Origin of the sequence: Enterobacter sp. 22499, assembly GCF_052044815.1 — a bacterium.
GTDB lineage: Bacteria > Pseudomonadota > Gammaproteobacteria > Enterobacterales > Enterobacteriaceae > Enterobacter > Enterobacter bugandensis.
Genome location: NZ_JBQENR010000005.1, coordinates 260,470 through 283,206 on the forward strand (window position 1 = coordinate 260,470; position 22,737 = coordinate 283,206).

Annotated in this window: 21 protein-coding genes; 6 read left to right on the top strand and 15 right to left on the bottom strand. The window is 56.5% G+C overall.

Annotated features, from left to right (window positions below; all coding sequences use genetic code 11):
- Nucleotides 1-25: 25 nt before the first annotated feature.
- The 8 genes from ACTJI7_RS16480 to malK form a co-directional block, all read right to left on the bottom strand.
- Complete coding sequence (locus tag ACTJI7_RS16480) at nt 26-1,312, bottom strand: TRAP transporter large permease (protein ID WP_045260960.1); 1,287 nt, start codon at nt 1,310-1,312, stop codon at nt 26-28.
- Between the two features lie 10 nt (nt 1,313-1,322).
- Nucleotides 1,323-1,832, bottom strand: coding sequence for a TRAP transporter small permease (locus ACTJI7_RS16485; RefSeq protein WP_045260961.1), 510 nt, complete (start codon nt 1,830-1,832; stop codon nt 1,323-1,325).
- Between the two features lie 12 nt (nt 1,833-1,844).
- Entirely contained in the window at nt 1,845-2,816 is a 972-nt protein-coding gene (locus tag ACTJI7_RS16490; RefSeq protein WP_041911564.1) for a TRAP transporter substrate-binding protein, read from the bottom strand.
- A gap of 200 nt (nt 2,817-3,016) precedes the next feature.
- Nucleotides 3,017-3,886 (bottom strand): 4-hydroxybenzoate octaprenyltransferase, encoded by an 870-nt coding sequence (gene ubiA / locus ACTJI7_RS16495; protein ID WP_028015133.1) that lies wholly within the window; start codon nt 3,884-3,886, stop codon nt 3,017-3,019.
- 12 nt (nt 3,887-3,898) lie between these two features.
- Entirely contained in the window at nt 3,899-4,396 is a 498-nt protein-coding gene (gene ubiC, locus ACTJI7_RS16500) for a chorismate lyase (protein ID WP_440671021.1), read from the bottom strand.
- Nucleotides 4,397-4,576: 180 nt separating this feature from the next.
- Nucleotides 4,577-5,518 carry a maltose operon protein MalM gene (gene malM / locus ACTJI7_RS16505; RefSeq protein ID WP_150145261.1) on the bottom strand — a complete coding sequence of 314 codons (942 nt, stop codon included), beginning with the start codon at nt 5,516-5,518 and terminating at the stop codon, nt 4,577-4,579.
- Between the two features lie 113 nt (nt 5,519-5,631).
- The gene (locus tag ACTJI7_RS16510) at nt 5,632-6,987 is read right to left on the bottom strand and encodes a maltoporin (protein WP_047366843.1); all 1,356 of its coding nucleotides are present in this window, start codon (nt 6,985-6,987) and stop codon (nt 5,632-5,634) included.
- Nucleotides 6,988-7,058: 71 nt separating this feature from the next.
- Entirely contained in the window at nt 7,059-8,168 is a 1,110-nt protein-coding gene (gene malK, locus ACTJI7_RS16515; protein ID WP_440671023.1) for a maltose/maltodextrin ABC transporter ATP-binding protein MalK, read from the bottom strand.
- 370 nt (nt 8,169-8,538) lie between these two features.
- Here malK and malE point away from each other — a divergent pair, with 370 nt between their 5' ends.
- From malE to malG, 3 genes are all read left to right on the top strand, one after another.
- Nucleotides 8,539-9,729, top strand: coding sequence for a maltose/maltodextrin ABC transporter substrate-binding protein MalE (gene malE, locus ACTJI7_RS16520; RefSeq protein ID WP_440671025.1), 1,191 nt, complete (start codon nt 8,539-8,541; stop codon nt 9,727-9,729).
- 120 nt (nt 9,730-9,849) lie between these two features.
- A complete protein-coding gene (gene malF / locus ACTJI7_RS16525) occupies nt 9,850-11,394 on the top strand; it encodes a maltose ABC transporter permease MalF (protein ID WP_248037286.1) in 1,545 nt (514 codons plus the stop codon).
- Nucleotides 11,395-11,408: 14 nt separating this feature from the next.
- Nucleotides 11,409-12,299 (top strand): maltose ABC transporter permease MalG, encoded by an 891-nt coding sequence (malG, locus tag ACTJI7_RS16530; RefSeq protein ID WP_006810496.1) that lies wholly within the window; start codon nt 11,409-11,411, stop codon nt 12,297-12,299.
- Between the two features lie 96 nt (nt 12,300-12,395).
- Here the strand turns inward: malG and psiE are convergent, their stop codons facing one another.
- The 6 genes from psiE to pgi form a co-directional block, all read right to left on the bottom strand.
- Entirely contained in the window at nt 12,396-12,806 is a 411-nt protein-coding gene (psiE, locus tag ACTJI7_RS16535; protein WP_000202963.1) for a phosphate-starvation-inducible protein PsiE, read from the bottom strand.
- Between the two features lie 162 nt (nt 12,807-12,968).
- Entirely contained in the window at nt 12,969-15,065 is a 2,097-nt protein-coding gene (locus ACTJI7_RS16540; protein ID WP_028015126.1) for a YjbH domain-containing protein, read from the bottom strand.
- Nucleotides 15,062-15,802, bottom strand: a complete 741-nt coding sequence (locus ACTJI7_RS16545) for a capsule biosynthesis GfcC family protein (RefSeq protein ID WP_074148022.1) — start codon at nt 15,800-15,802, stop codon at nt 15,062-15,064. Before ACTJI7_RS16545 ends, ACTJI7_RS16540 begins: the two co-directional genes overlap by 4 nt.
- Nucleotides 15,799-16,437 carry a YjbF family lipoprotein gene (locus ACTJI7_RS16550; protein WP_063155638.1) on the bottom strand — a complete coding sequence of 213 codons (639 nt, stop codon included), beginning with the start codon at nt 16,435-16,437 and terminating at the stop codon, nt 15,799-15,801. The genes ACTJI7_RS16545 and ACTJI7_RS16550 overlap by 4 nt, the downstream gene beginning before the upstream one ends.
- A gap of 63 nt (nt 16,438-16,500) precedes the next feature.
- Nucleotides 16,501-16,743 (bottom strand): exopolysaccharide production protein YjbE, encoded by a 243-nt coding sequence (yjbE, locus tag ACTJI7_RS16555; RefSeq protein ID WP_013095034.1) that lies wholly within the window; start codon nt 16,741-16,743, stop codon nt 16,501-16,503.
- 366 nt (nt 16,744-17,109) lie between these two features.
- Nucleotides 17,110-18,759: a glucose-6-phosphate isomerase gene (pgi, locus tag ACTJI7_RS16560; RefSeq protein ID WP_063155637.1), complete on the bottom strand. Its 1,650-nt coding sequence runs from the start codon at nt 18,757-18,759 to the stop codon at nt 17,110-17,112.
- A 374-nt stretch (nt 18,760-19,133) separates the two neighbouring features.
- Here pgi and lysC point away from each other — a divergent pair, with 374 nt between their 5' ends.
- From lysC to ACTJI7_RS16575, 3 genes are all read left to right on the top strand, one after another.
- Complete coding sequence (gene lysC / locus ACTJI7_RS16565; RefSeq protein WP_041911575.1) at nt 19,134-20,483, top strand: lysine-sensitive aspartokinase 3; 1,350 nt, start codon at nt 19,134-19,136, stop codon at nt 20,481-20,483.
- Between the two features lie 93 nt (nt 20,484-20,576).
- On the top strand, nt 20,577-21,521 hold the full coding sequence (gene panS, locus ACTJI7_RS16570; protein WP_028015121.1) for a ketopantoate/pantoate/pantothenate transporter PanS: 945 nt from the start codon (nt 20,577-20,579) through the stop codon (nt 21,519-21,521).
- A gap of 50 nt (nt 21,522-21,571) precedes the next feature.
- Complete coding sequence (locus ACTJI7_RS16575; RefSeq protein ID WP_003860346.1) at nt 21,572-21,844, top strand: DUF3811 domain-containing protein; 273 nt, start codon at nt 21,572-21,574, stop codon at nt 21,842-21,844.
- Here ACTJI7_RS16575 and rluF read toward each other — a convergent pair whose 3' ends face one another.
- Nucleotides 21,845-22,717, bottom strand: coding sequence for a 23S rRNA pseudouridine(2604) synthase RluF (gene rluF, locus ACTJI7_RS16580; protein ID WP_047366837.1), 873 nt, complete (start codon nt 22,715-22,717; stop codon nt 21,845-21,847). It abuts the gene before it with no gap.
- Between the last annotated feature and the right edge of the window lie 20 nt (nt 22,718-22,737).

Genomic DNA, 22,737 nt, shown 5'->3' on the forward strand with positions numbered 1-22,737 from the left:
AGCCGCCACCCGGCAAAAAACGGCGTTACTGCATCCCTAACATCCTCGGCAGCCACAATGATATCGCCGGGATATACGTCACCATTCCCAGCACCACCAGCAGAATGCCGTAAAATGGCAGCATCGCCCGCACCACGGTTTCAATCTTCTGCTTACTCACCGCGCTCGCCACAAACAGCACCGATCCGACCGGCGGGGTGATCAGCCCGATCCCCAGGTTAACCATCATGATCATCCCGAAGTGCACCGGGTCGATCCCCAGCGCGTTGGTCACCGGCAGCAGCACCGGCGTCAGGATCAGGATGATCGGCGCCATGTCCATCAGCGTGCCGATCAGCAGCAGCATGATGTTGAGATACATCAGGATCACGTACTTATTATCAGAGAGCGACGTGAAGAACTCGGTGATGCGCATCGGCAACTGCATGTAGGTCATCACCGCGCCAAACGCCGCGGCAAAGCCAATCAAAATCATCACGATGGTGACGGTTTTCACCGTGCGGCACATCAGCTTCGGCAGTTCGCTCCATTTGTAGTCGCGGTAGATAAACATGGTGACGAAAAACGCCCACAGGCAGGCCACGGCGGCAGATTCGGTGGCGGTAAAAATCCCGGACAAGATCCCGCCGAGGATAATCACCACCGTCATCAGCCCCCACAGGGCATCGAGCATGATTTTCAGCGCCTGTCTGAACGGGATTTTATCCCCCTTCGGGTAGCCGCGTTTGCGGGCGAAGCACAGGCAGAGCACCATCAGGCTTACGCCCAGCAGCAGGCCCGGCAATACGCCCGCGATAAACAGCGTGGCGATGGAGACCGTTCCCCCCGCCGCCAGGGAATAAATCACCGAGTTGTGGCTGGGCGGGATCAGAATCGCCTGCACCGACCCGCTCGCCGTGACCGCCGCCGCGTATTCGCGCGGATAGCCCTTCTTCTCCATCTCCGGGATCATCACGCTGCCGATGGACGCTGTGTCCGCCACCGACGAGCCAGAAATCGCGCCGAAGAACGTCGAGGCGACGATGTTCACCAGCGACAGCCCGCCGCGGATAAAGCCGACAAACACATAGGCGAAGTTAACCAGCCGTCGGGCAATGCCCCCTTCCGCCATGATCGCTCCGGCGAGGATGAAAAACGGGATCGCCAGCAGGGTAAATTTGTTCACCCCACTGGTGATCTGGATCATCAGCGCCTCCAGCGGTAAATCAATCCACAGCGCACCTGCCACGGCGCTCAGCCCCACGGCGAAGGCCACCGGCATCCCCAGCGCCAGCAAAATGGCGAGGGTGAATAACAAAACAAAAGCATCCATTGTTCACCCCTTAACTGTGATTGCCGATCAGCACGACCGGACGGTTTTCCTGCGCGCCAAACAGCAGGCGTTCAAGCACAAACAGAATCAAAATCGCCGACCCGATCGGCAGCGGCAGGTAGCTTTCGCCGGAAGTCAGGATCGGGAACTCCGCCACGGGCTGCTCCCAGAGCTCGACACACAGCCAGTAGCTGTACCAGCACATCAGACCGGAAATCAGCAGCATCAGCAGATCAACCACACGTACACACAACTTTTGCAGCGACGCGGGCAGACGGTCGGTGAGCATATTGACCGCAATATGCGATCCGGCGCGGTAGCTCACCGCCGCGCCGATGAAGGTGAACGTCACCATGCAGATAATGGCGACGGGCTCCGGCCAGGATTCGCCGCGGTTGAGTACGTAGCGTGAGAAGATGCCGATGGGGATGACAATCGTCATCACCAGCAGCGAGACACCCGCCACCGCCATGGCGAGCAGGTACAGACGGTCCATCCACTTCAGGTAGAGTTCGGACATACGTGCTCCGTATTACTGGACGTCAGCGATGGCTTTCATCAGATCCTGATGCTTGTCGCCATACTGGGCGCGCACCGGCTCTGTGGCCTTGATGAATACCGTCTTATCGATATCGTGGAACTGCACGCCGCCCGCCTTCATTTTCGCCAGCGCCTGGTCGTTATACGCATTCCACAGCTTGCGCTGTTCGAACTGCGCTTCACGGGCCAGGGTCAGGATTTTTTGCTGTTCATCAGCGCTCAGCTTGTCCCATTTCACTTTTGAATAGAGCAGCATTTCCGGGGTGATAAAGTGGCCGCTGAGGGTGTAGTTTTTAGCAACCGGCATGTAGTTGTGGGCGATAAAGGTGGGCGGGTTATTCTCCGCGCCGTCGATCACCCCTGTCTGCATGCCGCTGTAAACCTCGCTTACGCCCATCGCCACCGAGTTCGCCCCCATGTCCTTCAGCGTGGCGAGTGCCACCGGGCTGCCCTGCACGCGGATTTTCTTCCCTTTCAGATCTTCAGGTTTGACGATCGGCTCTTTGGTGATCAGGTTGCGGGTGCCGGAATCCATCCAGCCGAGGAACACCAGGCGGGATTTCGGGTTGGCGGTCAGCTTGTCGCCGATCTGCTTGCCGATATCCCCGTCAATCACCTTGTGCATGTGATCCTCATCGCGGAAAACGTACGGCAGGGTGAAGACTTCGATATCCGGCAGGATGGCGGCAACCGGCGCCATGGAGACGCGGATCATGTCAATCGCCCCCATCTGCGCCTGCTCAATCATCTGCTTTTCATCCCCCAGCACGCCGCCGGGGAAGACCTTAATCTCCAGCTTGCCGTCGGTTTGTTGTTTGAGTTTTTCACCCATGTGCTGAACCGCGACCACGTTCGGGTAGCCTTCAGGATGCACATCGGCGGCTTTGATGGTTTGGGCAGAAACGGTGCAGGCAAAAGCAGACAGGCACAGCGCGGCCAGTAACGGCTTAAGGGTCGTTTTCATTGAGTCAGCTCCAGGGTAGCGATGTCAGCGTTAAAACAGTGTTTTATTTTTTTACGCTTAGAAAATAGACTAGCCTGGGAGAAGCGTAGGTGAAGCGCCTCACAAAAGCGCGAATTTATGAAACGATGGTTTAAATTTGTGAGGGCGGTAATGCCGGGTAACGACGCGGCCATACCCGGCGGGGCATGACCACGCGTCAATCAGGAAAAATAGCTCATGACCAGGCCTAAAAACAGCACCAGACCGACATAGTTATTGTTCATAAACGCTTTAAAGCAGGCTTCGCGTTCGCGTTTTGCAATCAGCTTCTGCTGGTAGGCAAACAGCAGCCCTGCGACCAGTATCGACCAGTAAAATTCCCAGTTCAGTCCGTTCAGGCGCGCAATCGCGACCATCAGCGCCAGTACCGCAACCTGCAGAATGCCAATGATAAGTTTGTCCTGGCGTCCAAAGAGAATGGCCGTGGATTTAATGCCAATTTTCAGGTCATCGTCGCGGTCAACCATCGCATATTGCGTGTCATACGCTACGGCCCAGAGGATGTTCGCCAGGAACATCAGCCAGCAGCTAAGCGGTAAGGACTCACTAACCGCCGCAAACGCCATCGGAATCGACCAGCCAAACGCCGCCCCCAGCACCACCTGAGGCAGATGGGTGTAGCGCTTCATAAAGGGATAAACCCAGGCCAGTGCGAGCGCCGCGACGGACAGCAGAATCGTCATGGTGTTCAGGGTTAATACCAGCAGGAAAGAGAGCAGCACCAGAACGATGAACAGTACGCGCGCTTCTTTCCCGGTCACCTGGCCGCTGGGTAGCGGGCGGTTGGCAGTGCGCTTTACGTGGCCGTCAAATTTACGATCGGCATAGTCATTCACCACGCAGCCCGCCGCGCGCATCAGCCAGACGCCGGCAACGAATACGCCCAGGATCCACAGTGGCGGCATGCCCGGCGTGGCCACCCACAGTGCCCATAAGGTCGGCCACAGCAGCAGCAACGCGCCAATGGGTTTATCGGTACGCATTAAGCGGTGATATGCCAACAGCTTATTCTGCGTCAGGGTCCACTCCATTTTTTCTTCCTCTTAGTACAACGGTGATGCCGGTAAAAATAGCTCCGTCAGGATTAACGGCTTACCGCTCAGGCGAAGGCGGGAACGGCGCCCCCACAGTTCGGCATCACGCCCAATTTCAATGAAATCCCTGGTCAGCTCAGATGAGGTGAAAAGATAACGTCCCAGCGGCGTTTTCCCCAGCCGCTGCAGCGCCAGCTCAGGCCCGGATAGGGTAGATTCGGGCACCACCGTCCGCCCGGCAAGCCAGGGTTCGCCATCGGCACAGAGCAAAATTTCACGCAGCCAGTAGCGTTCCTCTTGCGGCAACAGCGGCAGCTCGCTGGCGATCTCATCGCAGGAGACAAACCCTTCCTGTATCAGGGTTACCGTGACCGTTTTACCCTGTTGCTCAAAACGTTTTGTCATGGAATCTTCCAGCAGCAACCAGTCCAGCTGCTGCGGATCAAGCGCAGGTATTTGGTCGAAATAGCGCAGCGCACGCAGTTGCGTTAGCGCGGGGTGTGACATGCCAGACTCTCCGATACATAACGTAATGGCATTGTATCGCAGAAACGGGCAATGAGGGGGGGCCAAACGTTATTTAACGATCACTATCGCAACATGGGCGCAACAGCCTGGCGAATACGAAAAAAAGTGCGCCCACTCAGGCGCACTAAACTACTAACAAATCAGCACTGTGGGGAACAGTTACCCCTTGCCTTTTACACTGCTGATAAAGGTGGAACGGGCAGTGGTTGAACCTAAACGTTCGGCTTCATCAAGCAGTTTCAGCGCTTTATCGACATCGCCGCGCTTCACCGCCTGCTTAATGGCGTTGTTGAAGTACTCTTCGGTGTCGTTCAGTACGGGCTCGGCTTTCTTCGCCGGGACTGGCGCTGCGGCTGGCGCTGCGGCAACTGGCGCGGCATAGGCTGGAGCGGCGGTATTACCGACGGTGACCGGCCCCGGACCAGACGAACCAAACAGCGGGCCAACCAGCACGCTGGAAGCGCTATTGGTGGAGACTTTTAACTTCACCAGACCGTCCGTTGCGTGGCGGGCAATCGGGTCGGGAATATCCGGCACCGCGTTGCCAGTACCTTTTGCATACGCTTTTGCCGGATCCACTAACCTGGTGGTTTGCTGCAAATCTTTATCGGTGGTGAATACCAGCACGTAGATTTTTTGCTGACCCAGCGCTGGCGTCAGACGCATCACGCCCTGAAGCCGGTCCGCGCTCATCACGCCGGGCTCCTGATAGGTAAAATACTCGCTCGGGAAGAAGGCAGATGGCGTCATGTTCTGGTCGAGGATCAGCACGTTCGGCGCAAATACGCTGGTCTGCTTATTCACTTCGCTGGTCAGCGTCAGGGTCAGCTCGCCAATATTGGCCGGAACGCTGTAGGCAGCAACCGGGCCGGAAATGCCGGGCACATTCAGCTGTTGCCCGCCCGTGGAAAGCTGTGTGGACTGCGTTTTGGATTGATCAACCGGTGTCCAGGTCAGCTGCTGCAGCGCTGCCGTAGGAACGGAAGGCGCCGTGGACGTATTCTGAGGAACAAAATTCACTTCTGCGAACGTTAGCGCCGGCACGCTGGCCAGCAGCCCCGCAGAGAGGTACAGCGCGACGAGACTTTTCTTCATTTTCATTGTTATTACCTCTGATAGCATCAGCTCTGCGGTGGCCAGGCAATAGCGCGCAGGGCCCTAAGGAGAGAGGGGCTTACGCCCCTCTTTCAGGTCATTACGTCAGGTCTTGCGAATTACCACCAGATTTCCATCTGGGCACCGAAGCTCCACTCGTCAGTGTCGCCGCGGCCAAGGCCTGCAGTCTGCATACCGAAGTTGGAGTTATAGTTGGAACTCGTAGAGATCGGGCTACCGGAAGTGTCATAACCCCACTTCTCATCCCACTTGGCGTAGGTTGCGAAGACACGGATTGCAGGACGAGACCAGATGCTGTCGCCAGCCTGCCACTGTTGTGCCAGGGTGATTTTGTACTGGTTGTTGGTTTCGTCAGTTTTCTGAGATTTGACGTTGTCGTAGCCTACTTCCAGCAGGGTGCTCATGATTGGCGTCCATTTGTACATAGGACGCACGCCGACGGTCCACCACTTGGTGCCGTTGTTGTTATCCCAGTCGATATCCTGATACATACCGACGTACATCAGGTCCCAGCTGTCGCCCAGGGAGATTGCACCGTGGTCAAGGATACGCAGCAGGCTACCGTTGTTGTTGATGCCGTATCCGTACAGTTTGCCATCGGAATCGTCATTGCCAAGACCAATGCCCGCGCCCTGGTTCAGACCTTTACCCTGGGAGGTCATAGAGTCCGTTGCGTACTGAACAACGAACTTGTTGAAGCCCTTCAGCATGCTCTGGGTATGTTCTGCGGTGAACATCCAGCCATCTTTCGAAGCTTTTGGCTGCAGGTAGTAATCATCGTTAACGTTGGTGTGACCGTAGTCAACGCCCAGCTCCAGCGTACCGCCCGGGTTGACTTCCATCTGCGCTAAACGCACGTCAAACACGTCGTTCGCGGTGTCGGTGGTGTAGTCACGGATGTTGTTGCTGGCGAAGGTAGAAGAACCGCCTGCTTCAGTGGAGCGGCTGGCTGCCAGAGAGAGTTTACCGAAGCCCAGGTCGATGTTTTCAATACCCGCACCTGGACCGGAAATGTCCCAGTAGTAGAAGTCGATCATGTGGACGTCATGACGCTGATAGAAGCGCTTACCGGCCCAGATGGTGGAGCCAGGCAGCCACTCAATCAGGTTTTTACCCTGCACGTTGGCTTCACGGAAGGCCGGATCAGTGGCTTCCCAGTCATTCTGCTGCGCAACGGAATACGCGACGTTAGTGTCGAAATAGAAGCTCTTATCGCCCTCTTTCCACACTTCCTGGCCCAGCTTCAATTCCGCATAGGTTTCACATTCGTTACCCAGACGGTATTTACTTTGAGCACCCGTTGCCTGGAAGCACTGCTGGGCACCGCCACTCCCGGTCCAGCCAATGCCGGAACGAGCATAACCTTTAAAGTCCACGGCGCCAGCCTGGGCAGACAGGATGCCTGCCGCAATGGCGACCGCCAGAGGGACTTGTTTGCGCAGAGTAATCATCATTCTATCTCCTGAGATCATTGCTTTTCTTTGAACACTTCACCTGTCGGTTTCGTGTCTTCTTTTGGGATTGCTTAAACGCCTGGCTCTTTATGCAACCGACGACATGCAGTGCCATCCTCACGGAACAGATGGCAGCGCTCTGGCGGCAAGCCGATAGCGAATGTGGCACCCTCTTCTACCAACACCACGTCATTCTGGCGGTAGACCAGGTTCTGACGGATGGCGGGGATCTGGATATGAATCTGTGTTTCGTGACCAAGCTGTTCGACGACCTGAACTTCACCTTCCAGCGTCACATCCGCAATGTGGCTTGGCAGTAGATGCTCAGGACGGATACCGAGGGACATATTTGCCCCAACCTGTACGTTGGCGCTGTCGACCGGCAGCCAGACCTGCTGGCGGTTTGGCAGCTCCACCTGTACCTGTTCAATGGCTGTCGCCGTCACTTTAACGGGCAGGAAGTTCATCTTTGGCGAGCCAATGAAGCCCGCAACAAAGCGGTCTGCCGGGTAGTGATACAGCTCCAGCGGTTTGCCCACCTGCGCCACGCGGCCGGCGTCCAGCACCACGATTTTGTCGGCGAGGGTCATCGCTTCGACCTGATCGTGGGTGACGTAAATCATCGTGCGGCCAAGACGCTTGTGCAGACGGGAGATTTCAATACGCATCTGGACGCGCAGGGCGGCATCCAGGTTAGAGAGAGGTTCATCGAGCAGGAACACGCGCGGCTCGGCCACCAGCGTACGGCCAATCGCCACACGCTGACGCTGACCGCCGGAAAGCGCTTTCGGTTTACGCTCCAGCAGGTGCGCCAGCTGCAACACTTCAGCCACCTGCGTGACGCGCTGGTTAATGACCTCTTTTTTCGCCCCGGCCAGCTTCAGGCCAAAGGACATGTTCTCGGCAACGGAAAGATGGGGATAAAGCGCATAAGACTGGAACACCATGCCTACGCCACGTTCGGCAGGCGGGATGTCGTTCATTCGGGTATCACCGATCAGCAAATCGCCGCTGGTGATGGTTTCAAGACCGGCAATCATACGCAGCAGAGTAGATTTACCACAGCCTGATGGGCCGACAAACACCACAAACTCGCCTTCAGTGATGTCCAGATTGATGTCTTTCGACACCGCTACGTCGCCCCAGGCTTTCGTTACATTACGCAGCTGTACGCTCGCCATGCCCTTCTCCCTTCGTTACAACCTGTCACCGACAGAAACATTCAAGATAAGTTCACTATGGGGTATCCATTACTTTCGTGAATCCTCCACCCCCCGCCTTTTTTATGGGGGAGGAGGCGGGAGGATGAGAGAACAGGCTCTGCGACCGCAGCCGGGGGGCTGAGGCGAAATTCGTGAAGCCGCCTGCAAAATTCGGTGGGTTTTTATGTGCGCCAGCACTCATAACTTAAATTTATGCAACAGAGATCACACAAACGGGGGGTGGGGCGTAGGGGTTGGGAGGATGGAAAGAGGATGTCAAATAAGGAGACTGAGTCACGTTGAACCACCTTATGTATCCACGAGCACATCACCAAAAAGGATGGCAGATATGAATATCAAGACTGGCGCACGCGTTTTCGCATTGTCCGCCCTTGCAGCAATGATGGTTTCCGCCCCAGCGCTCGCCAAAATTGAAGAAGGCAAGCTGGTTATCTGGATTAACGGCGACAAGGGCTATAACGGCCTGGCCGAAGTGGGCAAAAAATTCGAGAAAGACACCGGTATCAAAGTCACCGTAGAGCATCCGGACAAACTGGAAGAGAAATTCCCGCAGGTTGCAGCAACCGGCGACGGCCCGGACATCATCTTCTGGGCACATGACCGTTTCGGCGGTTACGCGCAGTCTGGCCTGCTGGCTGAAGTCACGCCAGACAAAGCTTTCCAGGACAAACTGTTCCCGTTCACCTGGGACGCCGTTCGCTATAACGGCAAGCTGATCGCCTACCCAATCGCGGTTGAAGCCCTGTCACTGATTTACAACAAAGACCTGGTGCCAAACCCACCAAAAACCTGGGAAGCGATCCCGAAACTGGATAAAGAGCTGAAGGCGAAAGGTAAATCCGCCCTGATGTTCAACCTGCAAGAGCCGTACTTCACCTGGCCGCTGATTGCTGCCGACGGCGGCTACGCGTTCAAGTTTGAAAACGGCAAATATGACGTGAAAGACGTGGGCGTGGACAACGCGGGCGCGAAAAAAGGCCTGACCTTCCTGGTTGACCTGATTAAGAACAAACACATGAACGCGGATACCGACTACTCCATCGCGGAAGCGGCGTTCAACAAAGGCGAAACCGCGATGACCATCAACGGTCCGTGGGCCTGGACCAATATCGACAAGAGCAAAATCAACTACGGCGTGACCCTGCTGCCAACCTTCAACGGCAAGCCGTCTAAACCGTTCGTTGGCGTGCTGAGCGCGGGCATCAACGCCGCCAGCCCGAACAAAGAGCTGGCCAAAGAGTTCCTCGAAAACTACCTGCTGACCGATCAGGGTCTGGATGAAGTGAACAAGGACAAACCGCTGGGCGCCGTGGCGCTGAAATCCTTCCAGGATCAGCTGGCGAAAGACCCACGTATCGCGGCCACCATGGATAACGCCCAGAAAGGCGAAATCATGCCGAACATCCCACAGATGGCCGCGTTCTGGTACGCCACCCGTACCGCCGTTATCAACGCTGCAAGCGGTCGCCAGACTGTCGATGCCGCGCTGAAGGATGCTCAGGGTCGTATTACTAAGTAAGAAGAAAAACGGCGGGTGGCGCGTGCGCTTACCCGCCCTACGACTACGGCACGATCCGTAGGTCAGGTAAGCGCAGCGCCACCTGACGAAAAGTTTCCACCGTTGTAGAGGAAGAACCCCATGGATGTCATTAAAAAGAAGCACTGGTGGCAAAGCGACGCGCTGAAGTGGTCAGCGATCGGTCTGCTGTGTCTGCTGGTGGGTTACCTTGTTGTTTTAATGTACGTACAAGGGGAATATCTGTTCGCCATCATGACGCTGATCTTAAGCTCTGCTGGCCTGTATATTTTCGCCAACCGTAAAGCCTATGCCTGGCGCTATGTCTACCCGGGCGTGGCCGGGATGGGGCTGTTTGTCCTGTTCCCGCTGATCTGCACCATCGCCATTGCGTTCACCAACTACAGCAGCACTAACCAGCTCGCGCAGGAGCGCGCCACTCAGGTGCTTCTGGATCGCTCTTATCAGGCGGGTAAAACCTTTAACTTCGGCCTGTATCCTGCAGGTGACGAGTGGAAGTTAGCGCTCACTGACGGTGAGAGCGGCAAAAACTATCTTTCCGACGCGTTCAAATTTGGCGGCGAGCAGAAGCTGATCTTAAAAGAGGCCGCGGCCCTGCCGGAGGGTGAACGTGCGAACCTGCGTATCATTACCCAGAATCGCCAGGCGCTGACCCAGCTCACCGCCGTGCTGCCCGATGAAAGCAAAGTGACCATGAGCTCGCTGCGCCAGTTCTCCGGCACGCAGCCGCTATATACCCTGGCGGAGGACGGCACGCTGACCAACAACCAGAGCGGCGTGAAGTACCGTCCGAATAACGACATTGGTTTTTATCAGTCTGTAAATGCCGATGGCAAATGGGGTGATGACAAGCTCAGCCCTGGCTATACCGTCACCATCGGCTGGGACAACTTTACCCGCGTGTTTACCGACGAAGGTATCCAGAAACCGTTCTTCGCCATCTTCGTCTGGACGGTGGTCTTCTCGGTGCTGACGGTGATCCTGACCGTTGCCGTAGGCATGGTGCTGGCCTGCCTCGTGCAGTGGGAGTCCCTGAAAGGCAAAGCGATTTACCGCGTGCTGCTGATTCTGCCTTACGCCGTGCCGTCGTTTATCTCGATTCTGATTTTCAAAGGGCTGTTTAACCAGAGCTTCGGTGAAATCAACATGATGCTGAGCGCGCTGTTCGGTATCAAACCGGCCTGGTTCAGCGACCCGACCACCGCCCGCTCGATGATTATCATCGTCAACACCTGGCTGGGCTATCCGTACATGATGATCCTGTGCATGGGGCTGCTGAAGGCGATTCCGGACGATCTGTATGAAGCCTCGGCGATGGACGGCGCGGGTCCGTTCCAGAACTTCTTTAAAATTACGCTGCCGCTGCTTATTAAGCCGCTGACGCCGCTGATGATTGCCAGCTTCGCCTTTAACTTTAACAACTTCGTGCTGATTCAGCTGTTGACCAACGGTGGCCCGGACCGTCTCGGCACCACCACGCCGGCAGGCTATACCGACCTGCTCGTGAGCTACACCTACCGTATCGCCTTTGAAGGCGGCGGCGGCCAGGACTTTGGTCTGGCGGCGGCGATTGCCACCCTGATCTTCCTGCTGGTTGGCGCTCTGGCGATTGTGAACCTGAAAGCCACACGTATGAAATTTGACTAAGGAGGGCACTGAACATGGCAATGGTACAACCCAAATCTCAGAAGCTGCGCCTCCTCGCGACGCACTTAGGCCTGCTGATTTTCATCGCGGCCATCATGTTCCCGCTGCTGATGGTTATCGCCATCTCCCTGCGCTCGGGTAACTTTGCGACCGGGAGCCTGATCCCGGATGAAATCTCCTGGGAGCACTGGAAGCTCGCGCTGGGCTTCAGCGTGGAGCACGCCGATGGCCGCGTCACCCCGCCGCCGTTCCCGGTGCTGCTGTGGCTGTGGAACTCGGTGAAGGTAGCAACCATCACCGCGATCGGCATCGTGACGCTCTCCACCACCTGTGCTTATGCCTTCGCCCGCATGCGTTTCCCGGGCAAAGCAACGCTGCTGAAAGGCATGCTGATTTTCCAGATGTTCCCGGCGGTGCTGTCGCTGGTGGCGCTGTACGCCCTGTTTGACCGTCTGGGCCAGTACGTGCCGTTTATTGGCCTGAATACCCACGGCGGCGTGATCTTCGCCTATCTCGGCGGTATTGCCCTGCACGTGTGGACCATCAAAGGCTATTTCGAAACCATCGACGGCTCGCTGGAAGAGGCGGCGTCGCTGGATGGCGCTACCCCGTGGCAGGCGTTCCGTCTGGTGCTGCTGCCGCTGTCAGTGCCGATTCTGGCGGTGGTGTTTATCCTGTCGTTTATCGCGGCGATCACCGAAGTACCGGTCGCCTCACTGTTACTGCGCGATGTGAACAGCTACACCCTGGCCGTAGGTATGCAGCAATACCTCAACCCGCAAAACTACCTGTGGGGCGACTTTGCCGCGGCGGCCGTACTGTCTGCCATCCCGATTACCGTGGTGTTCCTGCTGGCCCAGCGCTGGCTGGTGAATGGCCTGACGGCGGGCGGCGTGAAAGGTTAAGTTTCATCTGTTATGCCACTGCAACCCTCAACTTTAGACGTATTGTATTGACCCAACTTGTGACTGTTGTTAGGCGGCCTCCGGGCCGCCATTTTTTTATTCGCGTTTCAGCCGCTTCGAATTACACAGCCAGAGGGTGATCACCAGCAGCAGGATCGCCGCCGAGTAGATCAGCACGTCGAGCGGGGATTTATGATCGACGATGATCAGCCGCACAATGGCGGTGATGCCAATGTAAACAAAATAGCGTAGCGGGAAGTGAAAGCCGGACTGGAAGTACTTCACAATCAGGGCGATAAATTCAAAGTAGAGAAAGTAGACCACCAGACCTTCCACCAGCGCATATTTGCTGGTTTGCTCAGGGGCGAACAGCACATCCGCCAGATGCACCGTCTCTTTGCCGAGAAACACGACCAGGATCAGGCCAAGGCTCAGCAGACCGAGGTTCAGCACGGTCTGGAGTATCGTTGAGATAAACTCAACGCGCGGGCGAGTCAGGGATGTCATACAGCACCTCATTCTCCAGGACGAGATTCCTGTATAACGCAAAAATGTGACGGGGATCTATATTTTTTGTTTATGTTTGGCGCATTCGCCCGCTGGCGCTGCGCTTACCGGGCCTACAAAAACCGTAGGCCGGGCAAACGCAGTGCCGCCCGGCGTGAAGCATCAGCGGAAGTTAATGTTCTTATCGCTGGTCATGTCGTACAGCTGGAACTTACGTCCAAGCTGCTGGCCGCCATCACGCGTCAGCGGCGTCCAGCCCACGGCCGCTCGGCTGCGGGTCGGACCGGATGAGAACAGATCCAGCGGAATCGACACGTAGACCCCTTTGGTGAAGTCCCCTTCCCCGTACTCGTCCGGCGAAACGTTGGTAATAGTGGCGTAGCCGCCCACCACGACGCCGCTGTCGAAGTGTTTGGAGATATCCAGCGTGCCGCCCTTGTCGCCCGCCAGATACTGGCCGACGCTGGCTTTCACCAGCACGTCCTGCGCGAACGAAGGCGTCCAGTAGGCGGTCAGGTGGCCGGTTTTGACGCTGTAGTCGGTGAACTTCATCATGTCCTGCGCGCTACGCCAGTCACGCTGCTTAACGTAGTTGGCATCAATCCCGAACGCCCAGTTGCTGTCGACGGGACGATACAGCACCTCCGCCCCCGCGCCGCCGAACATAGTCTCCAGGTAGCCTCCGTAAACCTGGCCGTAGAAGCCGTTGCCGAAGTACTGGAAGTAGTTGGCCTGCAGGTTATTCACGTAGACATCGTTCTGCACGTATTCACGCACGCGGGTACGCACGCGCGGCAGCTTCGAGTCGTTCGGCGGGTTCGTGTAGTTAAACTTGTCGTAGTTGTTCGCAATGTTGCCGAACAGGCTGCCGGTGGTCAGCAGATGGTCGGTGACCCACAGATCCGCCGTCGCCATCGCACCCAGCTGATACATGTAGAAGTTTTCCGGCCCGCCGACGGACTGGTTCAGTACCGGATCGATATGGAAATCAAAGCGCGATTTATCGATATACCAGCCCTGCTCGGTGGTTTCCGGCACGATCGGCTCTACGCGTTTTTGCACCAGCTCGGTTTCATGCCCGAGCGGTTCGCCTTCAAGATGGCGCTTGAGGCTGGCGACATCGGTTTCGGTGGTGACCTGCGGCAGATTCAGGCGGTTCTCCGTCACGCGGATCGTGCGGATCCCGTCCGGGAGATCGTTCATCACGATCCGGTTGGCGCGTTCGATCCCTTCACGCGAGTCGCGGTATTTCACCTGCTCGCCGGTGACGTACAGCGTATCGCCTTTCACCTGAATTTTCGGATCGGCCAGACCGGCGTTGTATTTCAGCAGCGTCAGCTGGTTTGCCACCACGGAGTGCTGCAGAATCGCATCCTGCGGCTCCGGCCGGTAGGCAGGCCGCGCGTTATCGTTGTAGTGCGGCCGCATGTCGTTGAAGTTGGTGCGCAGCGTGAAGCCAAACATCACCGTGTTGCCGCGCTCGTAGCTGAGGTTAACGTCGGCCCAGTCGGTGACGCGATAAATGGCGCCGACGTTAAACTTGCTCTTCTGCTCAATCTTCCCGGCGAAGTCCTGCGAGTAGTCGTTCCCTTCGTACTCCAGCTTCAGGCGCAGCGGCTGCCACGGCGTCTGGTATTCCACACCACCGAACAGCGAGGCCGGGCCGTGGAACATCTGGTCGCCGTTGATGGAACCGGCTTTCTTGTAGCTGTTATCGCGGTAGCAGTATTTATCGCTGTAGGTACAGAACGGGTTTTTAACGTTGCCGCTGGTGCCGAGATAGCCCCAGCCAAGACCGAGAGAAAAATCAAACGGTCCCCAGGCCTTGCTGGCCACGATGTATTCCGCGTCGAACAGGCCGGTACCGCCGATATCTTTTGCACCCACGGAGACCTGCGGCATCCAGTAGCTCTCTTCCCACAGGCGCAGCTTGACGTCGAAGGCTTTATCTTTGTAGGTCTGATCGCCGGAGAAGGCGTCGACGCTGCTGTACTGTTTCGTACGCACGTCGGTGTAGCGCAGCGTGGTTTCAAGCCACGGGAAAAGCTGTACGGAAGCGGAATAGTAGCGATACTGGTCGTTATCGCGGTAGTTAAGGCTAATTTCCCCTTCACGCGCCATGCGTGCGGTAGGCGTTTGCAGTAAACCGACGCCGCCGAAGTCTGACTGAGACGGGCCAACAGGTGCCGGATACGTTTCTGCATGGCAGGCGGCGCTTACGCAGAGCGCCAGCATGCTGTAGAGATAGGTTCTTTTCATTCTTCCGGTATCCGCTGTGTCAGGGAGTGAAGGATATCGGCGTTAAGCCCGTCATATGCCTTCGTCCAGAAATGGTCGGCAAAACCGACAAAAATGATGCTGCCCGGCATGGGTTCGATATGGCGTTTATTCCAGTACGCCACCGGCGCTTTTTGCGTATGCCCGTCTGGATAAATAATCCATGCGTAGCTGTTATCCGCGCCGCTCAGCAGGCTTTGTTCGTCGAGATAGCTCGCCACGTCGCGGCCGGGCGTAAAGGGCTTTTTACCGGGGCTGCTGATAAGCCCCATCACGGTCACCGCCGTCGGCTTCACCGGAAGCCAGAGGGTGTACTCCCCTTCAAGCGTGGGGTTGCCCTTTTCCGTGACGCGCACTTCATCTGGATCAAGATTGACTTTCTGGCGGCCTGTCACTTTCAGCGCCTGAAGCTGCTGGCGAACGCTGTTAATGGCCGCGGCATCGTCGCCGTCTTCCTGCTCCGCCAGGCTCGTCAGGCGGGCCAGCAGGGCACGGTGTTCCTGCTCCGCCTTAACCGTCGCCTGACGCTCGCCGATCACCGCTCCCGGCCACCAGCTGTTGGCAAGCCTTGGCTGCCCGACGAGATCGAGCAGATGCTCGGCGTTGGTTAAGGTTTTGGGTTTTTCACTATCCGGCGTGTAGACCTTTACCGTTCCTGCAGACCACGCGAGCGGCGCGGCAAGGCTGGCGAGAAGCGCAGCGTGGATGAGCGTTTTCATGATTTCGCCGCCTTGATCAGGGTGGTTTTCACCGGGAAGAAACCGGCACCGAGATACTGCAAGGACTGACGGATCTGCCCATCCTCGTCGATCCAGAAGCGGTTATGCCAGGTGACCTGGTCGGTTGTCACCTTCTCATCCAATACGCGCACCTGAGTTTCGTCGCTGCCGACTTTCACGCTGTCCGTACCGTCCCAGCGGAAGGTGGAGCGGGCCGTGGCGTAGCGCACCTGCTTGTGCTCGGTCCAGCCCATCGTGCGCGTCCAGCTTGCGCCGTCGACGATCTGATTTGGCTTGATGAGCGGGTCTTCGGCGAGATTATTCACCTCGATCAAGTTGTCGCCGCCGAGCAGCGTTTTCACGATTCGGGCATGCTGCGTGACGATGGTGGCCTGATCCTGCGTCACCCATTTCTGCTGCCCGTTTTCATCGAAAGCGAGCACCACAAACAACTGCGGGCCATCGTTTAGCTGCATGTACTGGCTGGCGTACGGCATGTTCTGAAGTTCGTCATCGGTCAGATGAACGCCCGGCGTGCCGAACAGGCTTTCCCACAGTGAATGTCCCAGCCCTTTGGTGGTGGCTGAGCACGCCTGCAACAGCAGGCAAATCAGAATGATTGCAGGTCGCTTCACGACTCTTCTCCGAAGGGGCGAAATAACCACACCGAAGTGTGGTTATGATTAAAACACCCGGTATTACTGGGTGCTGGTTGTCGTAGTGGTCGTGGTTCCGGTATTGGAGCCATCACCGCCACCGGTTGCCGCCAGCGCGACACCCACGGCTGAACTTACGGTGCTGGTGCTGGCTGCGGTAGAACTTCCCGCAGACGCAGACGTCGCTGCCGACCCTGCTGCTTCCCCGACCTGGACCGGAGCTGCATAAACAGACGTCGCCGCAAGTGCAGATATGGCAAAAATGCCATACAGTACTTTCTTCATAACAATTTCCCTTCAATGAATGAATGGAGATTTGCCCGAAAAGAAATTCAGGCGGAATCGAGTATACACAACTACAGCAGAGGGTTTACCGTGGGGGGAAATAGGGAGATGGTTTTCGGACTAATGGATAAAACAGAAACTAAAAACAAATATTTGAAATAAATAATCTATAAAAATCAATAAATTATAATATATCCTTATTATCTTAGCTCTACGTATTTTCTTAAAATAAACCGCAGCAATTAGCAGGTTAACCGCCTTTTTCAGATTAAACTCAGAGTCAGAATTTGAGTTAACTAACAGACATCAGGAATTATCCGATAAAAAAATGCCGGCATATCGCCGGCATTTTTCATGACATATTAATTACGCACGCCATGCTTTATAACGGTTAATCAAACCATTGGTGGAGCTGTCGTGGCTGTCGATGGCTTTATCGTCACCCAGCTCTGGAAGAATGCGGTTTGCCAGCTGTTTGCCCAGCTCAACGCCCCACTGGTCAAAGGTGAAGATGTTCAGGATCGCGCCCTGGGTGAAGATCTTGTGCTCGTACAGCGCAATCAGCGCGCCCAGGCTGAACGGGGTGATTTCGCGCAGCAGGATGGAGTTGGTTGGACGGTTGCCTTCGAACACTTTGAACGGCACAACGTGCTCCAGCGTGGCCGGATCTTTACCCTGGTCACGGTATTCCTGCTCAACCACTTCGCGGGATTTACCGAACGCCAGCGCTTCGGTCTGTGCGAAGAAGTTAGACAGCAGCTTCGGATGGTGGTCGGACAGCGGGTTGTGCGTGATCGCCGGGGCGATGAAATCGCACGGTACCATTTTGGTACCCTGGTGAATCAGCTGGTAGAACGCATGCTGGCCGTTGGTGCCCGGCTCGCCCCAGATGATCGGGCCAGTCTGGTAATCCACCGCGTTGCCGTTACGGTCAACGTACTTACCGTTGGATTCCATGTTGCCCTGCTGGAAGTAAGCCGCAAAACGGTGCATATACTGGTCGTATGGCAGGATCGCTTCGGTTTCAGCGCCGAAGAAGTTGTTGTACCAGATACCGATCAGCGCCAGCAGCACCGGCAGGTTTTTCTCAGGCGCGGTGGTGGAGAAGTGTTTGTCCATCGCATGCGCGCCGGAGAGCAGCTCAACGAAGTTGTCAAAGCCCACGGACAGGATGATGGACAGACCGATTGCAGACCACAGCGAGTAGCGGCCGCCAACCCAGTCCCAGAACTCGAACATGTTCGCGGTGTCGATACCGAACTCGCTGACCGCTTTACCGTTGGTAGACAGCGCCGCGAAGTGTTTCGCCACGTGCTTGTTGTCGCCCGCGGTTTTCAGGAACCAGTCACGCGCGCTGTGGGCGTTGGTCATGGTTTCCTGGGTGGTAAAGGTTTTAGACGCCACCAGGAACAGGGTGGTTTCCGGGTTCACGTTTTTCAGCACTTCGGCGATGTGGGTACCATCGACGTTAGAGACAAAGTGCATGTTGAGGTGGTTTTTGTACGGGCGCAGGGCTTCGGTCACCATGAACGGGCCGAGGTCAGAGCCGCCGATACCGATGTTAACCACGTCGGTGATCGCTTTGCCGGTGTAGCCTTTCCAGCTGCCGGAGATGATCGCTTCAGAGAAGGTTTTCATCTTTTCCAGCACCGCGTTCACTTCCGGCATCACATCTTTGCCGTCAACGATGATTGGCGTATTGCTACGGTTGCGCAGCGCCACGTGCAGCACGGCACGGTCTTCGGTGCGGTTGATCTTCTCGCCGGAGAACATGGATTTGATGGCGTCGGCCAGCTCGGTCTCTTTCGCCAGATCCTGCAGTTTTGCCAGCGTCTCTTCGGTAATGCGGTTCTTGGAGAAATCCACCAGCATGAGGTCATCGAAGGTCGCGGAGAACTTGTTGAAACGATTGGCATCTTTCGCGAACAGATCCGCGATGGTGACGTCTTTCATTTCATCATAATGTTTCTGGAGTGCCTGCCAGGCAGCGGTCTGCGTTGGGTTGATGTTTTTCATTAGCAATACTCTTCTGATTTGAGAATTGTGACTGCGGTCGATTGTAGCGCCTGCAAATAAAAATTGTGATGGTTTTTATGCCATTGCCCTGGTCTGCATCAAACGCAGGTGAAAAGACCCGAAAAGTATAGCTGCTGTCGCGCCCTTCCGGCGTGGCGAAATGTCGGTCAAAAGGGGGTAAAAAGGAGCATAAAATATGGGCCTGTTATAAGTCCTGTTTCTCAGGGGTATCCCCCCATAAAAAATCCGCATAATCCCAGCATTGACAGGACCTCCCCCGCATTTTATTTATAGGGCCGTATTTTGCGCCTGCACCTGTTTTCGTTTCATTCTTGTGCCAAGGTCGCTTATTCATTCCCTGACACGAGGTTGTTATGACGAGTTTTGTGGTCGCCAAGTTTGGCGGCACCAGTGTGGCCGATTACGATGCCATGAACCGCAGCGCCGATGTGGTGCTGGCCGATCCGAATACCCGCCTGGTGGTGCTCTCTGCATCCGCCGGCGTGACGAACCTGCTGGTTTCTCTGTCTGAAGGACTGGAAGCGACAGAACGTTTCGTGAAGCTGGATGCACTGCGCAAAATTCAGTTCGACATTCTTGAACGTCTGCAAAACCCGAACGTGATCCGCGAAGAAGTGGAGCGCCTGCTGGAAAATATCACCACCCTGGCAGAAGCGGCGTCACTGGCCACCTCCACCGCTCTGACCGATGAACTGGTCAGCCACGGTGAATTGATGTCTACCCTGCTGTTCGTTGAAATTATGCGCGAGCGTAACGTTCAGGCGCAGTGGTTTGACGTGCGTAAAGTGATGCGCACCAGCGATCGTTTTGGGCGCGCTGAACCGGACGTTGAGATGCTGGCCGAGCTCACCAACCAGCAGCTGGCGCCGCGCCTGGCAGAAGGCATGGTGATCACCCAGGGCTTTATCGGCAGCGAAGCGAAAGGACGCACGACCACGCTTGGCCGTGGCGGCAGCGATTACACCGCCGCGCTGCTGGGCGAAGCCCTGCACGCAACGCGCGTGGATATCTGGACGGATGTGCCGGGTATTTACACCACCGATCCGCGCGTCGTTTCCGCGGCAAAACGTATTGATGTGATTGCCTTTGAAGAAGCGGCGGAAATGGCCACCTTCGGCGCGAAAGTGCTGCATCCGGCAACGCTGCTGCCCGCCGTCCGCAGCGATATTCCGGTCTTCGTTGGCTCCAGTAAAGATCCAAAAGCGGGCGGGACGCTGGTCTGCAAGAAAACCGAGAACCCGCCGCTGTTCCGCGCGCTGGCCCTGCGCCGCCGCCAGACGCTGGTCACGCTGCACAGCCACAATATGCTCCACTCCCGCGGCTTCCTGGCGGAAGTGTTTGGCATCCTCGCGCGCCATAACATCTCTGTAGATTTGATTACCACCTCCGAGGTGAGCATTGCGCTGACGCTGGACACCACCGGCTCTACCTCCACCGGCGACACCCTGCTGACGCAGTCGCTGCTGATTGAGCTGTCTGAGCTGTGCCGCGTGGAGGTCGAAGAAGACCTGGCGCTGGTGGCCATCATCGGTAACAAGCTGTCTCGCGCCTGCGGCGTGGGCAAAGAGGTGTTCGGCGTGCTTGACCCGTTCAACATCCGCATGATCTGCTACGGTGCCTCCAGCTATAACCTTTGCTTCCTGGTCCCTGCCGATCAGGCCGAGCAGGTGGTGCAGAAACTTCATCAGAATTTGTTTGAATAAAATTCGTTAGCACGATAAACAATACCTATAAGCCGGGCACAGACCCGGCTTTTTCATAACTAAACAACACGACAATACTGCAAGGAATTCACTATGTTATCCGCTATCACCCGGCTGTTCCCGCTATGGGCGCTGCTGCTCTCCGTACTCGCGTATTACACCCCTAACACGTTCACGGGCATTGGTCCGTGGGTCACCACGCTGCTGATGCTGATTATGTTCGGCATGGGCGTGCACCTGAAAATCGACGATTTTAAACGCGTGCTGTCGCGCCCGGCGCCGGTGGCTGCAGGGATCTTCCTGCACTACCTGGTGATGCCGCTCGCGGCCTGGCTGCTGGCGATGGCCTTTAAGATGCCGCCCGATCTCTCCGCCGGGATGGTGCTGGTGGGCAGCGTCGCCAGCGGTACGGCATCTAACGTGATGATCTATCTCGCGAAAGGTGACGTGGCGCTCTCCGTGACCATCTCTTCGGTATCCACGCTGGTGGGCGTGATTGCCACACCGCTGTTAACCCGCCTGTACGTGGACGCGCATATTCAGGTGGACGTGATGGGCATGCTGCTCAGCATTCTGCAGATTGTGGTGATCCCGATTGCGCTGGGGCTGGTCATTCACCATCTGTTCCCGCGCGTGGTGAAAGCGGTTGAGCCGTACCTGCCCGCGTTTTCGATGGTCTGCATTCTGGCGATCATCAGCGCCGTGGTGGCCGGTTCCGCGTCGCACATTGCCTCCGTAGGCTTTGTGGTGATCGTCGCGGTGGTACTGCACAACACCATCGGCCTGCTGGGCGGATACTGGGGCGGGAAGCTGTTTGGCTTTGACGAGTCCACCTGCCGCACGCTGGCAATCGAGGTAGGCATGCAGAACTCCGGCCTGGCAGCGGCGCTGGGTAAAATTTACTTCTCACCGCTGGCGGCCCTGCCGGGCGCGCTGTTCTCCGTCTGGCACAACCTGTCCGGCTCGCTGCTGGCGGGCTACTGGTCCGGTAAGCCGATTGATGAGCAACCGAAAAAAGATGCGCTGAAGCAGGGTTAATTGACGCGGCTTGCTTTACACTGAAGCCTCCCCATCAGGAGGCTTCAGCAATGGCTACACCACGATTGACCCAGAAAGACATGACGGAAGCCGAGCAGCGCGAACTGAAAACGCTTCTCGACCGCGCCCGCATCGCCCATGGCCGCACGCTGACGAACGCCGAAACCAATCAGGTTAAAAAAGAGTACATCGACAAGCTGATGGCGCAACGTGAGGCTGCGGCGAAAAAAGCCCGCAAGCTGAAAAAAGAGCAGGCTTATAAGCCGGATGCAGAGGCGACCTTTTCCTGGTCCGCCAATACATCAACCCGTGGAAGGCGCTAATCAGCGCCCTTTCTTTTTGCGACCCGGCTGGGTAAAGCGTTTTCCGTTACCCGGCTTGCCCCGCCCTTTCTCTTCCGCCTGCGGTGCCTTAACTACCGGACGTTTAATCGCCTGCGTTTTCGGTTTGGCTTTGGCTTTCGGCTTCGCTTCGGACGAGGAGTTTTCGATAAGCTTGAACAGCTCGATCAGCTCGTCGTCCGTTAAGTCACGCCACTCGCCCAGCGGGATCCCGGACAGGCTGACGTTCATGATGCGCGTACGTTCCAGCTTCGTCACTTCATAACCAAAATACTCGCACATGCGACGGATCTGGCGGTTCAGGCCCTGCACCAGCGTGATACGGAACGCAAAGGGCGCTTCTTTTTTGACCTTGCACTTCTTCGTCACGGTGCCCAGAATCGGCACGCCTGCGCCCATGCCGCGGATAAATTCGTCCGTCACCGGCTTGTTCACCGTAACGATATACTCTTTCTCGTGGTCGTTACCGGCACGCAGAATTTTGTTCACCAGGTCGCCGTGGTTGGTGAGGAAAATCAGCCCCTGAGAGTCTTTATCCAGACGGCCAATCGGGAAAATACGGCTACTGTGGTTCACGAAATCAACAATGTTGTCCCGCTCGCCGTCTTCCGTGGTGCTGACAATCCCAACCGGTTTGTTCAACGCGATAAACACCAGGTCTTCAGCATCACGCGGTTCAATGAGCTGACCATTCACTTTAACCACGTCGCCAGGGACCACCTGGTCACCGATAGTGGCGCGTTTGCCGTTGAGGAAGACGTTACCTTGTTCAATGTAACGGTCCGCCTCGCGACGTGAGCAGATCCCGCTCTCGCTAATGTACTTGTTTAATCGGGTTGATTGAGTTGGCAGCATAGTTTCTCCTGTGAAGGGCG

Coding starts and splice junctions, on each gene's coding strand:
- ACTJI7_RS16480 (WP_045260960.1), bottom strand. CDS start 1,312: ATGGATGCTTTTGTTTTGTTATTCACCCTCGCCATTTTGCTGGCGCTG.
- ACTJI7_RS16485 (WP_045260961.1), bottom strand. CDS start 1,832: ATGTCCGAACTCTACCTGAAGTGGATGGACCGTCTGTACCTGCTCGCC.
- ACTJI7_RS16490 (WP_041911564.1), bottom strand. CDS start 2,816: ATGAAAACGACCCTTAAGCCGTTACTGGCCGCGCTGTGCCTGTCTGCT.
- ubiA (WP_028015133.1), bottom strand. CDS start 3,886: ATGGAGTGGACCCTGACGCAGAATAAGCTGTTGGCATATCACCGCTTA.
- ubiC (WP_440671021.1), bottom strand. CDS start 4,396: ATGTCACACCCCGCGCTAACGCAACTGCGTGCGCTGCGCTATTTCGAC.
- malM (WP_150145261.1), bottom strand. CDS start 5,518: ATGAAAATGAAGAAAAGTCTCGTCGCGCTGTACCTCTCTGCGGGGCTG.
- ACTJI7_RS16510 (WP_047366843.1), bottom strand. CDS start 6,987: ATGATGATTACTCTGCGCAAACAAGTCCCTCTGGCGGTCGCCATTGCG.
- malK (WP_440671023.1), bottom strand. CDS start 8,168: ATGGCGAGCGTACAGCTGCGTAATGTAACGAAAGCCTGGGGCGACGTA.
- malE (WP_440671025.1), top strand. CDS start 8,539: ATGAATATCAAGACTGGCGCACGCGTTTTCGCATTGTCCGCCCTTGCA.
- malF (WP_248037286.1), top strand. CDS start 9,850: ATGGATGTCATTAAAAAGAAGCACTGGTGGCAAAGCGACGCGCTGAAG.
- malG (WP_006810496.1), top strand. CDS start 11,409: ATGGCAATGGTACAACCCAAATCTCAGAAGCTGCGCCTCCTCGCGACG.
- psiE (WP_000202963.1), bottom strand. CDS start 12,806: ATGACATCCCTGACTCGCCCGCGCGTTGAGTTTATCTCAACGATACTC.
- ACTJI7_RS16540 (WP_028015126.1), bottom strand. CDS start 15,065: ATGAAAAGAACCTATCTCTACAGCATGCTGGCGCTCTGCGTAAGCGCC.
- ACTJI7_RS16545 (WP_074148022.1), bottom strand. CDS start 15,802: ATGAAAACGCTCATCCACGCTGCGCTTCTCGCCAGCCTTGCCGCGCCG.
- yjbE (WP_013095034.1), bottom strand. CDS start 16,743: ATGAAGAAAGTACTGTATGGCATTTTTGCCATATCTGCACTTGCGGCG.
- pgi (WP_063155637.1), bottom strand. CDS start 18,759: ATGAAAAACATCAACCCAACGCAGACCGCTGCCTGGCAGGCACTCCAG.
- lysC (WP_041911575.1), top strand. CDS start 19,134: ATGACGAGTTTTGTGGTCGCCAAGTTTGGCGGCACCAGTGTGGCCGAT.
- panS (WP_028015121.1), top strand. CDS start 20,577: ATGTTATCCGCTATCACCCGGCTGTTCCCGCTATGGGCGCTGCTGCTC.
- ACTJI7_RS16575 (WP_003860346.1), top strand. CDS start 21,572: ATGGCTACACCACGATTGACCCAGAAAGACATGACGGAAGCCGAGCAG.
- rluF (WP_047366837.1), bottom strand. CDS start 22,717: ATGCTGCCAACTCAATCAACCCGATTAAACAAGTACATTAGCGAGAGC.